At 67.3% G+C, this 13,315-nt stretch carries 10 protein-coding genes and 6 pseudogenes; 8 read left to right on the top strand and 8 right to left on the bottom strand.

What is annotated here, in order from left to right; translation table 11 throughout:
* Positions 1–99: 99 nt before the first annotated feature.
* Positions 100–774, bottom strand: coding sequence for a tryptophan 2,3-dioxygenase family protein (locus tag AC07FK_RS23065; protein WP_479106811.1), 675 nt, complete (start codon positions 772–774; stop codon positions 100–102).
* Between the two features lie 198 nt (positions 775–972).
* Between AC07FK_RS23065 and AC07FK_RS23060 the strand changes: the two are divergent.
* Positions 973–1,638, top strand: a pseudogene (locus tag AC07FK_RS23060) (ABC transporter substrate-binding protein); the annotation flags it as partial.
* Positions 1,639–1,930: 292 nt separating this feature from the next.
* Here AC07FK_RS23060 and AC07FK_RS23055 read toward each other — a convergent pair.
* The 4 genes and pseudogenes from AC07FK_RS23055 to AC07FK_RS23040 all read right to left on the bottom strand — a co-directional run bounded on the left by AC07FK_RS23055 (position 1,931) and on the right by AC07FK_RS23040 (position 5,551).
* Positions 1,931–2,678 (bottom strand): annotated as a pseudogene (locus AC07FK_RS23055) (transposase).
* A complete protein-coding gene (locus AC07FK_RS23050; protein WP_479106810.1) occupies positions 2,602–3,423 on the bottom strand; it encodes a histidine phosphatase family protein in 822 nt (273 codons plus the stop codon). Before AC07FK_RS23050 ends, AC07FK_RS23055 begins: the two are co-directional and overlap by 77 nt.
* 144 nt (positions 3,424–3,567) lie before the next feature.
* The gene (locus AC07FK_RS23045; protein WP_479106809.1) at positions 3,568–4,035 is read right to left on the bottom strand and encodes a DedA family protein; all 468 of its coding nucleotides are present in this window, start codon (positions 4,033–4,035) and stop codon (positions 3,568–3,570) included.
* A 1,078-nt stretch (positions 4,036–5,113) separates the two neighbouring features.
* Complete coding sequence (locus AC07FK_RS23040) at positions 5,114–5,551, bottom strand: ATP-binding protein (RefSeq protein ID WP_479106808.1); 438 nt, start codon at positions 5,549–5,551, stop codon at positions 5,114–5,116.
* A 724-nt stretch (positions 5,552–6,275) separates the two neighbouring features.
* Between AC07FK_RS23040 and AC07FK_RS23035 the strand changes: the two genes are divergently transcribed.
* Positions 6,276–6,479, top strand: coding sequence for a cold-shock protein (locus tag AC07FK_RS23035; protein ID WP_479106807.1), 204 nt, complete (start codon positions 6,276–6,278; stop codon positions 6,477–6,479).
* A gap of 141 nt (positions 6,480–6,620) precedes the next feature.
* Here AC07FK_RS23035 and AC07FK_RS23030 read toward each other — a convergent pair whose 3' ends face one another.
* A complete protein-coding gene (locus tag AC07FK_RS23030; protein WP_479106806.1) occupies positions 6,621–7,877 on the bottom strand; it encodes a cation:proton antiporter in 1,257 nt (418 codons plus the stop codon).
* A 602-nt stretch (positions 7,878–8,479) separates the two neighbouring features.
* Between AC07FK_RS23030 and AC07FK_RS23025 the strand changes: the two are divergent.
* The 3 pseudogenes from AC07FK_RS23025 to AC07FK_RS23015 all read left to right on the top strand — a co-directional run.
* Positions 8,480–8,803 (top strand): annotated as a pseudogene (locus AC07FK_RS23025) (hypothetical protein); the annotation flags it as partial.
* 172 nt (positions 8,804–8,975) lie between these two features.
* Positions 8,976–9,095, top strand: a pseudogene (locus AC07FK_RS23020) (DUF1152 domain-containing protein); the annotation flags it as partial.
* Position 9,096: 1 nt separating this feature from the next.
* Positions 9,097–9,294, top strand: a pseudogene (locus tag AC07FK_RS23015) (transposase); the annotation flags it as partial.
* Between the two features lie 24 nt (positions 9,295–9,318).
* Here AC07FK_RS23015 and AC07FK_RS23010 read toward each other — a convergent pair.
* Positions 9,319–9,477: pseudogene (locus AC07FK_RS23010) on the bottom strand (DUF5959 family protein); the annotation flags it as partial.
* Positions 9,478–9,716: 239 nt separating this feature from the next.
* On the opposite strand from AC07FK_RS23010, the gene AC07FK_RS23005 reads away from it, so the two are divergent.
* The 3 genes from AC07FK_RS23005 (at position 9,717) to AC07FK_RS22995 (ending at position 12,179) form a co-directional block, all read left to right on the top strand.
* On the top strand, positions 9,717–10,454 hold the full coding sequence (locus AC07FK_RS23005) for a VOC family protein (RefSeq protein ID WP_479106805.1): 738 nt from the start codon (positions 9,717–9,719) through the stop codon (positions 10,452–10,454).
* Positions 10,455–10,714: 260 nt separating this feature from the next.
* Positions 10,715–11,407 carry a transposase gene (locus AC07FK_RS23000; RefSeq protein WP_479106804.1) on the top strand — a complete coding sequence of 231 codons (693 nt, stop codon included), beginning with the start codon at positions 10,715–10,717 and terminating at the stop codon, positions 11,405–11,407.
* A gap of 259 nt (positions 11,408–11,666) precedes the next feature.
* Complete coding sequence (locus AC07FK_RS22995) at positions 11,667–12,179, top strand: hypothetical protein (RefSeq protein WP_479106803.1); 513 nt, start codon at positions 11,667–11,669, stop codon at positions 12,177–12,179.
* A 703-nt stretch (positions 12,180–12,882) separates the two neighbouring features.
* On the opposite strand, the gene AC07FK_RS22990 is transcribed toward AC07FK_RS22995, so the two are convergent.
* A complete protein-coding gene (locus AC07FK_RS22990) occupies positions 12,883–13,143 on the bottom strand; it encodes a hypothetical protein (protein WP_479106802.1) in 261 nt (86 codons plus the stop codon).
* Positions 13,144–13,315: the final 172 nt, after the last annotated feature.

The raw sequence follows: 13,315 nt of genomic DNA, 5'->3' as shown, positions 1-13,315 counted from the left end.
GATCGGGATCGTTCCTGATCGGCGCGTTCAGCGAACGCTGGCGGTGTGGCCGACAAAGTTCAGATTCGGGAGATCGATTGGGCGGCCAGTGCATGCTGGTCAGCCCGCCACCGCCTCGGCGTCGCTCTCACGGGGCGGCAGGCGGAGCTGGGAGCGTAGGTAGGCGAGCCCGGACGTGCCGGCCGTGCCGGGCTGGTTGCCGATCATGCGTTCGACGAGGAGGAGATGTCTCGTTCGCCAGCGGGTCACTGCCGCCCGCAGAGCCCACAACTCATCAGCCAGCTCTCGCCGTCCGTCCCTTTCTCTCGCGGATGACGTGCCAAGGCAGTCAAGCCCGGTGATCCGTTGAAACAGTTCGATGAACTGGCTGGACTGTGCTCCGCTGGCGTTGTCGAGAAGCGGGCGGAACGAGGCGAAGCTCTCGGGGGTCAGATGGTCGAACATTGCGAGGTGTGCCTCGAGTACGGTCATGAGCGCCGTGACCCGGCGCAGGGACGCGGCACCCGCAGGCTCGCGGCTGGAACGTGCCTGTCGGCGGGCCCTGTCGAGGTCTACCAGCGCCTGGCTCGCCAGCACCTCGGCCGACCGGTGCACGGTGATGAAGGGGCGCTCGTCAGCCCACTGCGCGGACTGCTCGTCGCCGGTCCGGCGCTGCTGGAGGCTGAGGAGATCGGGGAGTCGCAGGTAGCAGGCATAAGGCTTCTCCATGGGATCGATGATGACTGCCGGGAGTCCTTGCTTCTCCTCGCGCGCTCCGGCAGGTGCTCGGCTCACCCGTCCGGCCCCCTTCCCCGCTCCCGACCGAGGGGAGCCTGGCTGTGCGCCAGTGACCGGGATTCCGGGCGGAGCCAGCCTGAGGGAGCATGATGAGCGAGTTGAACGACGGACCGGGATGCGTCCTGACAACTGGGGTGGCGGTAGCCCGTTCGGGACGGCTGTCGACATTGGAGGACCCACCCCCAGCGCGGCTTCGCCCCCACAGCCCGCGCCCGGGGACACCGGATCCTGGAACCGGCGCCCTACCGGGAACCGGCCGCCGCGCTCGACGCACACGTCAAGGCATTCCGTGACGCACAGGCCGACATCGTCACCAGCGCCGCCACCGGCCAAGACCTTGCGCTGTTCCGGGCCCAAGCCGCCGAGGACGGCTGGCAGCCACGACTGATCACCTGCTCACGGTGGCTGGCCTACCCGCCGTCCGTCACACGCGGCGGCAAGCGCCCGGCCCAGGCCGACGTGGCCACACTGGCCTACTGGACCCCGGCTCACCCCTACGCCTCGTCACTCGACGGCACGACCACGGCCGAGCTGGCCGAGACGTACGAACAGGCGACAGGGCGTCAGTGGTTGCAGCCGCTGGGCCTTGCCTACGCCTTGTTCGAGGTCGCCGTGCACGCGCTGCGCACCGCTGCCGACCCCACTGACCGCAGCGCCGTCGCCGCCGCCCTGGGCAGCACCCGGCTGCAGACCATCGCCGACGTACTGGACTGGACCGAGGGCCCCGTGCGGAACATCGCCACCGTCCCCCTGGCCGGCGGTCAGTGGCAGCAAGGGACGCGCCACGACTACGAACTCGCCGTCGTCACCAGCGGGCAGATCGATGGGCTTGCCGTCAGCGGTGACCTGATCACCACCTGAACCGTGCCCCGAAGGACGAGCGGACGGGGACACGTCAATCTGACAGCCGTGGACCAGGTCATCCACGGGGCTCTCCAGCCCGAGTCAGCCCGGCGACGCCTGCCGGTGTGCGGCACGACGCCGATCGCCAAGGCCCGGGCCGAGCTGCGTCGGTCCGATCTGGGCGGCTGGGGGTGGAGCAGGACGACGTCGTCGCGCCCGACCACCTCGTGGCCGAGCTGTCTGAAACTTGCTGAGCTTGGGGTGTGTTCGAGATCGATTGGTAGCCCCCGTCACGGATCACTAAGGATCTTCAGCGTCGTTTCTCGAGGGTGAGGACGGCCTTGGTGATTGACGTGAGCCGGTTGGGGCTGATCCGTGCTTTGCGGAAGATCCGCCAGGCCTTGAGGCGGGCGAAGGCCCTCGACGGGGAAGCGGAGCCGGGCATGTGCTCGGTTGACGGCTGCCTGTCTGGTGGTGAGAGGTCTTCCGAGGTGGCGCTTGAACGGGACCTGGAACGTGCCGCCGGCGCCGGCGTAGGCCTTGTCGGCGAGGGCGGGGATCCGCAGCCGTTCACAGATGGTGATGATGCGGTGGGTGCGGGCGGCGGTGATGTCGACCGTGCGACCGGGCAGTGCGGGTGAGTACCAAATCAGCTCGCCCGTGGGATCGGTGACGGCCTGGATGTTCACGCCGTGCCGCCGGGCCTTGCCTGAGTAGTCCTTTTCATGGTCGCCGACCCGGTCGCACTCGGCGATGGTGCCGTCCACCAGGACGTACTCGGGGCGTGCTCGGCGCAGTGCCCGAGTCAGCGACGGTGCTCTCGCGGCGAGGAGTTTGATCACGCTCTGTACGTAGGCGTGGGCGGTGCCTTCGCTGATCCGGAAGCCCGCGGCGAGCTTCGCGTAGGTGGTGTGCTCGCGCAGGTAGACCAGGGCGATGATGGCGCGTTGCGAGGGCCGCAGCTTGCACCGGCGGTCACCCTCACGGGTGACGATCAGCCTCGTGACCCACTCCACGAGCGCATGCGGCAGGTCGAGTGCGGCAGGATAGATGACCAACGAGGCCTCCGGTCGCAGCGGTTGAGACGTCAGACATCTCGAACCACTGCCCGAAGGCCTCGCCTGCTATCCACCCCTGGCCGTCACCCGATCGGTGACCACTCTGAAGATCCTTACTGAAGTCGAGATGGCGGGTGTCGCCGAGAGTGACGACCTGGCGATTATGGAAGAAGTCGTCTTCTCGCAGCGTGGTGATGCTGCCGGCGGGCGCCCGGAAACTGGCATAGCCGACCGACTCGATCGGCATCTTGATCCAGGACGCCACCACGAACGTCAGGGAGCCGCCGTGCGTCACGATGATCTGGTGTTGACACGGGCTCTGCAGGATCTCGTCCATGGCCGCGTAGATGCGCTGCGCCCACTCTGCCTTGGTCTCGGCCCCTTCGACGCCCTCGTCGTGCGCCATCCGCTCCCCGGCAGCCGGCGGCGGGACGAACCGCCGGTCCAGCCATTCCTGCGGCCTCCCTCCGGCCTCCCCGTAGGACTTCTCCCGTAGCCTGCGATCCAGGATCGGTTTTACGCCGAATACCTCGGCCACTTCCTCGGCCGTCCGGCGGGTGCGTTGCAGATCCGAGGAAAACAGTTCCACCTCGGCACCTTCTGGGACCTGGACCCGCAAAGCTTGCGCAAGGGAGGCCGCTGCGCGGACGCCAGAGGGCGTCAGCTGCGAGTCATGCCATCCACCGACGACTCCCTCGACGTGGTGCGTCGCCTCCGGATGGGTAACGACGTAGAGAGCGCGCATGAGTCCGTACCTTCCCGTTGGATGGTTCGGCTGTCAGGAGTCCGCAACCAGGCAACCATGATCAGCTGAGCTGGTACTGCCCTGGCACGATGTGCGCAGCGGCTGGACGGCACCTTGAGAATGCTCAGGTGTCCTCAGTGCGAGTCAGCAGTCACGGGGTGACAGCGCCGCCCTCCTTCGGCGGTACACCCCTACCCCGCACACCGCGAGCAGGAGGAAGACCACGGCGGACACCCCTAGGGCCGTCCGCTCGGCGAAGAGCCTTCCCAGCACTTCGAGCACGCCGAGCCCCGCGGTCGCGTAGAGCAGCGCCCAGGCAGCTCCGCCGACGAACAGGGCGGGGAGGTAGCGCGGCAACGGCATGCGCATGCTGCCCGCGAGGAAGTTGACGGCGGTCTGGACACCGACAGTCAGGAAGGAGACGGCCACCACCGGCGCGCCCCACCGCTGGATCGCCCGCTCGGCGCGCCGGAACTTTGCCGAGGAGATCCGCTCGGCGAACCTGCTGCGCCGGGCACCCGCACCGGCGAGCCACCCGACGGCGAACGTCCCTCCGGCGCGGAGCAGGACAATGACATACAGGGCTCCAGCCGTGAGCGCGATCCTATCCACGAAGCCTCGTCCCGAGCTCCGGCCTAGAACCCGGGACGCCCGTCACCCGCATGGGCGTCCCGCCCCAGCGGGCGCACAGCGGCGCACTAGCCCGGTCACCGTCTCTCACCTGCGCCCTGCCTCCGCCCGTTCCGTCCTATGGGTTGCCGCCTATGGTTCCACCACCGGAACTCAAACCTGCCAGGCAAGGTAACCCTAACCGAACCCCCATGCGCGGGGATATGGGGTACCGCGCTGCGGGCTGCAGGAGGAACCACAGGGGGGCAGGGACCTGGTTGGCTGATAGGCCCCTGCCGGTCGGGACGCTGTTGGTCACTTCCGCGCCGATGGATCTCATCCAGCGGGGTGGAGTGTTGCGAAGGGGAGACGCGGGTCTTGGCGAGGCGTCTGCCGGTGAGCCAGGCGTCGAGGCGGGCGAGGTTGGCTGCGGCGCCGGCGAGCTGGTGCCGCAACTGGATCTTGGCGAGTCCCCGGTAGCGGGATCTGCGCGGGCCGAAAGCCCGGACAGCTGGGAAATGGCGCCCTCGACACCAGCGCGGGTGTCCGTAGTGGTGTTGCCACTGGTCGGTGTCTGTGAGACGGCCGGCGTCACGGAGACGCCGCCTGCCCCACAGGGGAGCAGGGAGGCAGGACTACTTCAGGGCGGCGGTGTTCTTGACGACCACGCCGTAGCGGTCGGCGATCGTGGCGAGGGCGCCGTTGTGCGTCTGCTGGGCGGGCACGTCACCCGCGGCGGTCTTGACCCCCGCGTGGCCGAAGCCTCCGCGACGACCGTGGTGTGGTAGCCCTAGTCCCGCAGGAGTTCGCGAGCCGCCTCGAGGATCCGGATGCGTCGCTGGACCTTCTGCTGCTCACGCAGCCCCCCTTGACCGTCTCCATACGCGCCACTCAGCTCAATGGGCCGGTTGTGCCCCGAAACTGTCGCAAACCGTCAGCCATCGCCGGATCGAAGCCGATGAGCCCGAGAGGGCCACTCCAGCCACGACATGAAGCCGACGCGCTGCCAGGGGGCCTGCGCAGGCTGTCCGCTCAGCGGTGCCCGCTGGCTTCGCTGGCAGGACTGGCCGTTGCTTTTCGGTTACCAGGGAAGGAAGGCGTGGACGGTCTTCCCGCTGGTGTCGGGAACGGTGATGGTCTCGTCTGCGAGGGCGTGGATGAGGTGCCAGCCCAAGCCCCCGCGGCCGTTGAGGTCGGCCGGTCGCGGGACGGGTGGGCTGGGGTTGGTGTCGGTCAGGGAGATGTGCAGAGTGTCGGCCATCATGGCCTGCAGGTTCAGGGTAAAAGGTCCCGGGGCGAAGGTGTGCGCGTTCGAGGCCAGCTCGGTGATCACCAGTAATACGTCGTCGTGAGCGTCCGGCGCAGCGGGAGGGTGCATGCGAGCAAGGCCGCACAGGAAGTCTTCCGCCCAGTGACGGGCCTCGGACACATCCAGCAGCGTGCCGTCGAAGTGCCAGGTCTGCTCGACGCTCATGACGGTCAGCAGGTCAGCGTCCGGATTTTTCCAGTCAGCAGTCACGTCGTACCCCTTGCCATAGAAGCTGGAACCTCGGCTACTTCCCGGAGGATCCGCACCTATGCCTGCCGTCGGCCCCGCACATGCTGTATCACCGAAATGAGCCGCGCCAAGGTCACCTTTCAGGCCGACGGCGGCCGGCTGGGCAAGGGCGCACCGGCTGGCGGGGAGCGAAGCGCCCGCGAGCGAGGCCCGATCGGTGCTGACCGCCCGGTGGTTGCGAGTCGCGGAGCGGATGCCGGCGATGGTGGCCGCGGCGCAGCGGTCAGCCCCGCTCGCACGCCGCAGGCGGAGACCGGATGGCTTGCACGCCCTCGCTCATCGTGCGGACGGTGAACCCGCGTGCCCGTCGATGCCGTGAAAAGGCAGTCCTCACGAGCCATCCGCGAACACCTGCGATGTGGCCGTCGATGTCCACGCTCACTCGTACCACCTCGTTCGGCCGGAACCGATGGACAGCCGCAGTGCCCAGCTGCGCGGGAAAGCCGTCCGCGTTCTGCGCTGCACATCACCGACCGGACGAGATCGAGACACAGGCGTCGCCCTGGGGACAGTGCGGGAGCGCCGACTGACTACACGGCACCGCCAGCACCTCGCCATGGACGGCGTCGCCGACCTACAGTGCCCAAACGAACGCTTTTTCACTCGGTTTCCTGCCCGAGGCGGTGGGCATGATCGGCGGTGCCGGCCGTGTGGGGCGTGTCGGCCCTGACGGGGAGGGTGTGTCATGGCTCAGGGAACGGTGAAGTGGTTCAACGGTGAGAAGGGGTTCGGGTTCATCTCACCGGACGAGGGCGGGGCGGATGTGTTCGTTCATTTCAGTGCGATCACCGGCTCCGGGTTCAGGAACCTGGAAGAGAACCAGCGGGTCGAGTTCGAGATCACGCAGGGCCAGCGGGGCCCGCAGGCAGGGAACGTCCGGGCCCTTTGACAGCACCACTGGCATTTCGCGGCCGGTGACGGACGGACGCGTGAGCGGTGGGGACGCCCTGCCCATCCGGTGGGGTTGATTACGCCTTCGCGAAGATCATCGGCGATCACCGCAAGACATGGGCAAGCAGCAGACGGTCCGTTACGCCGATTTGGTGCTTCGGAGCCGGTCGAGGCGGGCGATGACGGGCCCTGCTGTGACGCCGTGCAGGACGACTGATACCAGCACGGTGAAGGTCACCACTGCCCACAGCTCCCGCTCGGGAACAGCGAATCCTTGCTGGCCCAGGGCGTACGCGAGGTAGTACAACGAGCCGATGCCCCGGACGCCGTACGCCGCGACGACCCAGCGCTCCCGGCCGCGGAGGGGAGTGCGCAGCAGTCCGGACCACCCCGACAGCGGCCGGATCACCAGCAGGACCAGGCATACGGTGACAGCGCCCTGCCACGTCAGGGAGGACAGGCCGCCCAGCGCGATGAAGCCGCCCAGCAAGAACAGCACGGCCGCAGTCAGCAGCCGCTCGACCTGCTCCATGAAGTCGTGCAGGACGTTGTGGTAGCCGTGGGCTCGCTCGGCCGCCCGGATGGCGCAAGCGGTGACGAACACGGCCAGGAAGCCGTAACCCCCGGCAAGCTCGGTTATTCCGTAGGACAGGAAGGTGGCGCCCAGTGCGACGAAGCCCTCCCGGTGCTGCGACAGCCGCAGCACCCTTGAGCGCGTCCGGAAGAACAGCCACCCGAGCGACCGGCCCACCAGCAACCCGCCCAGCACGCCGACCGTGCACTTGTACGCGACGTCCTGCGCCGCCCATGAGCCGACCCACTCGACCGACCAGCCGCTGCCTGATGCGGCGGCCAAGCCCACAGCCGCGTACGTCAGCGGAAAGGCCAGCCCGTCGTTCAGGCCCGCTTCGCTGGTGAGAGCGAAGCGCACCTCGTCCTCATCGTGCTCGTCATCGGTGGGCTCGCCCACGCGTACTTCCGCAGCGAGCACCGGATCGGTCGGCGCGAGGACAGCGCCCAACAGTAGCGCGGCAGCCGGCGGCCAGTCCAGCAGCCACCATGCCACCAGCGCGGTTACCAGGAAGGTCAACGGCATGGTGACGCCCAGCAACCGCCAAGTCGTCCCCCATCGGCGCCACCCCAGAGGCCGGTTGAGCGCCAACCCCGCACCCATCAGTGAAATGATCACCACGACCTCGGTGACATGCTCCGTCAGCAGCCGGTCATCCACCGGATCGATCACAGGCAGCGGCAGGGGCAGGAGGTACACGCCGATGCCACACAGCAGGAAGACAAGCGGTAGCGACAGCGGTCGCCCGGCCAGTATCCGAGGGAGCAGGGCCGCGAGCAACGCTCCGACCCCCAGCCACCCGAAAACCGCATCCGCGCTCGTCACCTGTGTGGCCCGCCTTTCTCGTCACGTGACACATGTACCAGCGGACGTAGGCCGCTGGGCATCCCGACCGAATACCCCACATCAGCCAGGTCATGGACGACAACGGCGGCCAGGGGTGAAACCCGCTGGCTGATGCGGCACGGATCTTTCGCCGGTCAGTGAAGCCGTGACGATCGACATGGAGCTGTCGTCACCGACAAGATCACACATCTCGACCAAGTAGCAGGCACAGCGGCTGCGGATGCTCCGGAAATGCGCCATCCGGCCCTGCGCACCGCGAACGAGCATCCCCGATACACCCGGTGACCCTGGCCACCGCCCCTCTTCGGCCTGGCGGCCAGCGTCGTGGCCGGGCTCCATCCCGCCCGACGTGCGTCCCCCGTGCACCGGCCGAAGCCCTTCGCGGCGCACCCACCCCGCCCATTGGAGTCTCGCGATATCCGTAGAAGACACCACAGTCGATACGTCCCGGGGGGAACTGTCGGTGGTCTAGCGGCGTTCGATGAAGCGGTCCGTATCCAGTAGACCCGGGAAGCCGTCCGCCACCACATGGAGAGCACGCGCGTGCCCCGGAAGCGGGACCGGAAGGTCACCTCGTCGACGACGGCTCCACCGACGACACGGCCGACCTCGTGCGGGCGGTCGCCACGGCCGACCGCCGCATACGGTCGCTGACATGCGAGCGCGATCGCGGCAAACGCCGCGCCCGTGTGCCGGCGAGTTCTCCTCGAAGGACAGCCGCTTGCTGTTGTGCGACGCCGGTCAGGCGCCCTGATCGAGGAGTTGGCACGATTAGGGCTGCAACGGGGCGCCGCCGATGCGTTGGGCTGTCGGGACCTCGCGCTCTCCCGCGTCGCACAGCCGGCAAAGCCGGCTGCGGCTGGTCCGACTCGGAAAAGCCGCAGAGGTGTTCCTGTGGCCGCTGAGCGGTCGAAGTGACGCTGTGTGGACCTGGAATGAGGGCGCCAGACCGAGCGCAGATGAGTGAGTGCGACACGTTCCCGGTAGCAGGCTCCGCATCCGCGTGCACTGCGTGGCTGCTGCTCGGAAACGGGCCCGGCGGGAGTGCCCGTTGGCCGGCGCCCGGACAATGATCGCATGACGTCCCTTCACACCAATCCACTCTTCACCCGGCTCGCCGACGCCGACCGGATCCTGGTCGCGGGCGCGGGAGGCGGCTTCGACATCTACTCCGGCCTGCCGTTGGCCCTCTCTTTGGCCACTGATTGCGCGACGCGGCACCGAACATGCCTCCGGACTCGGAACTCAACGCTGGATTGTCGAGCGAGCCTTCGCCCACCTGCACTGATTCCGCCGCCTCCGGATCCGCTGGGTGATCCGCGCCGACATCCACGCAGCCTTCCTCACCCTGGGATGCGCACTCATCTGCTGGTGGCGGCTTGTCTCCCTGCGCTGACAGCATCGAAACCCAGTAACTCGTACTCTGTTGCAAACGCTGCCGGTGCTCGGCAATCCAGAGGTCCGGAAGAACGAGCGTCACCCGCACGGTGACCGTGGATCCCGACTCGTCCTTTACGACCACCTTGGGACAGTCGCGCACGCCAGCGAGCTGGATGAAGATGGACGGACCGATACGCATCTCCGCCCGCTCATGGCCTGTGCGGGCCGAGTCGGCCGGTCAGGGGGGCTTGAGCGGCATCCGAATGTGTTCGGGCTCCGTGCCGCTGGCCGGCCGGATTCAGGCCGTGTGGTCGGGTCTCGACTTCGTTCACAAGGATCCCCACAGTCTCGGCGGGGGCGACCATTGGCAGTACCGGGGCGAGTACATGTCTGATTGCGGCGGCCTGGGGCGGCGGGGCAGGTTCTAGGATCTGAGGCATGGCAACCAGACTCGTGCAGATCAATATGAAGGCCCAGGACGACTCCGCGCTCGGCCGGTTCTGGGCGGAGGCACTCGGTTGGGGTGTAGACAGCGAGGGACCCGGCGTTACCAACCTCGAACCCGTGGGTTTCACCTACCCCGACCCCGCGGCCGTCTGCATCGACATCATCGCCCGCCCGGAAGTCAAAACGGTGAAGAACCGGGTGCACCTTGATCTGGCCACCACTTCGATCGCCCATCAGGCGGAGTTGGTCGCGCGCTTGAAGGATCTCGGCGCGAGGCTCGCCGACGTGGGTCAGGGCGACGTCCCCTGGACGGTCATGGCCGACCCGGAGGGCAACGAGTTCTGCGTCCTGGAGCCCCGCCCGATCTACCAGGACACGGGGCCGATCGCCGCGGTGGTGGTCGACTGCACCGACCCACGAGGGATGGCCCGGTTCTGGGGCGAGGCGATGGACTGGACGCTGCACGAGGTCACCGACGACCACGCGACCATGCGATCCGCCAAAGGCGTCGGCCCCTACCTGGAGTTCCTCCGCACCCCCGACACCAAGAGTGTGTGGAACCGCGTCCACCTCGATGTTGGCCCCTACCCCGGTGACGACCTGGAAGCAGAAGAAGCCCGACTGCTTGCCCTGGGCGCCACCGACCCCGGTATCGACCAGTCCGCAATCTCCTGGACGGTTCTGGCCGACCCCGAAGGCAATGAGTTCTGCCTCCTCACTCCTCGCTGACCTCGAGCGGCTCCGGCCGGTTCCGGGTCAGCGGCGAAGACCGCGTGGCGTCAGCGCATGCCGCCGGAGACAGGGATAGTGCCCCTGGTGATCCAGCGCGCGTCATTGGCGCCAGGGATACCCTCGAGCGTGCCGTAGTCGTCGGCGGTGCCCGTACGCCTCGACGCCTACGGCGGCGCTACGCGCTGGCTTTCGGCCACCAGGGACAGTCCACCCCCCCCGCACTTGACCGGCCTCACGCCCTGGTCGAGTGGGTCACGATGCTCATCGTCACCCGCGAGGGTGACCGCCGTTGCAAGCTCCCGCCGCACCGGCGTGCGCTGGTCGGCCTGGTGTATCTGCACCGCCACGACACTCTCGCGCATCTCGCGGCCGGTTTCGGCATCTCCGTCGGCACCGCCCACGCCTACGCGTCGGCCGTCATCAATCTGCTCGCCGACCGAGCGCCCGGCCTGCTGCGTGCCCTGCGCGAGGCCGATCCCGACTACGTCCTGCTCGACGGCACCCTGGCCGAGTGCGACCGGGTCGGCGACAGCCGGGCCGACTACTCCCATAAGCACCGCCGTCACGGGGTGAACGTGCAGGTGGTGACCGACCCGGCCGGGAGGCTGCTGTGGATCTCGCCCGCACTGCCCGGCCGTGCTCACGACCTCACCGCGGCCCGCACCCACCGGATCATCCGGATCTGTGAACGCCAGGGCGTCCCCGTCCTCGCCGACCGCGCTTACATGGGCGCTGGCTCGTGGGTAACGACACCCCTCAGACGGCCACCGCGCCGCGAGCTCACACCGACTCAGCAAACCATCAACTGTGCGCTGTCCGCAGTACGGGCACCGGTCGAGCGTGGCGTCGCACGACTGAAGTCGTGGCGGATCTTCCGCAATCCCCGATGCAGCCCGAATCGAATGACGTCAATCGCCGCCGCCGTCCACACCCTGGAACGGCAACGCTGAAAGAACTGACTGTCCAGCGCGCCAGGATCGCTCACATGCGAGTACATCTCGTTTCCGCAGCGCGTCTGTGGTACGGGGCGAGACAATTGGGGGTCAGGGGAGACCGGTTCCGAGAGAGGTTGATATGTCAGAGGACTCAAGCACAGCAACACCCGCGCCTGACGGTGACGTCACGCAGCAGCGGGAACCGCGACCCGGCACGGGTCCAGTGTTACAGCCATGGGCAGCGTTACGGGATCGGACGCACTGGGCGACGCTCGTGTTTCTCCCGCTGCTGGGGGCCTTTGCCTTCTGGGCAGTTCAGGGTCTATGGGGATTTATCTGGGACAAAATCTCCGGGCCGCCTGGGTTGACGGCGTACACATCGGGTCTCACATCCTGCGAGCCAGTCACCCTTCCCCTCGTACTGCAAGCGAAGACCGGCGAGGCCATCGTGGTGACCGGCATCGAAGTCGACGTCTTGTCCGAGGACTCGAAGGGAGGATTTGCGTACGCAGGAAATTCTCCTGCTGACAAGTGTGCGGGTGCCGCACATGAGCCCCTGTTTGACGTGAAGCTCAGGCAAAACCCTGTCTCCGTTGTGCCAACTGTTAGAGATGCCGTGCCCGACCGCACCGACTTCCCCTTCACTGTTACCTCTGATCACCCGAAACAACTGACACTCAAGATCAATTCCGAGCAGAGTGATGTTCGATTCTCCCTGAAGGTCGAGTGGGTCGCCGGCGGAGAGTACGGCAGTGTGACTCTTCCCGACGACAGAGCAGTAAATTGACCGTCAGCCTCACGACCTACATCCCAAATCAGGGCATTGAGGCCCTGAGCTCGTCGGCAACGCCGGTACCGTGGATCCCTCACCCGCAAGGTGTCAACGATTGGATCTCAACCGAGAGCGGTAAGTGCCGTGCGATGTGCACGGTTTGGGTCTTCGGGCTCATCGCCCAGCCAGGCGCGGTGCGGTTGACTCCCGCTGTTCATCGGTCGGCCATGGCATTGAGGGGGGGGCGACGCGTGCACTTGTGTGACCCACGTCCAGGCCTTCCACGTGCTCCGCACACCGCGTGTGGCGCGGCGCTGTTCACAGTGCGGCGGCGAACGTCGCCTGCGACGTTTTGGGCGCATCTGCCCTGGGCAACGGCCTTCAATGGCAGTCATGATGCGTAGAAGAACGTCATCCGTCGCCGCCGTTGTTGTCGTTTCCGCATTCGCCGTTCTCACGTCGTGTTCCTCGGATTCTTCGGGTGGGTCCCGCGCCGAGGGCCAGCCCAGCAGGTCTGCCTCAAGGTCGGCGTCGGATCCGACACAGGCCGCCTCGCCTTCGTCCTCGCCAACGGGCCGTGTGCTGACGGGACGTGCGAGGTCAAGGTTTCCGTGGGAGACGCCGTGACAGTTCCGGAGACATATGGCTTCGGGCCGATCAAGGTAACGGCGATCGCCGGCGGAAAGGTGGACATGGTCGCCCAGCTGACAGGACGGGGTTACAGCATCTCGGGCTGTTCCGGTGGTGGCGGCTTGTCGTCGGAGCGGCAAGGCGGTGTCGGGTTCCGCTGCGGCGAGGGACCCCCGCGATCATCAACGACGCCATGACCCTGAAGGTTGTCGAGATCCTGGACGCGGCCGCCATCCTGCGCATCAAACCCGCCGGTTGATGTTCGGCCGAGCGTTTGCGTAAGAGCTGCTTGCGGGCGCTTCGTGGCGGCTGCGGCGGGCTCGGTAATGGAGGTCGGGCCGGTGGTCAAGCTTGGGTCCTTAGGCGTCGTTTCTTATGGCTTGATCGTTCGTTGAACGGTGCATGACGGATCTGGTTGAGCGTTTGGTGCCGGACGAGTTGTGGGTGTTGTTCCGGCGGGTGGTGCCGCCCACGGAGGTGAAGCGTCCGCAGGGCGGGGGCCGGCGGCGGGCGGGTGACCG

It is taken from the genome of Streptomyces sp. NPDC046122, assembly GCF_056429965.1.
The sequence above is the reverse complement of the archived record's forward strand: the minus strand, read 5'-3'. Positions and strand labels throughout refer to the sequence as shown.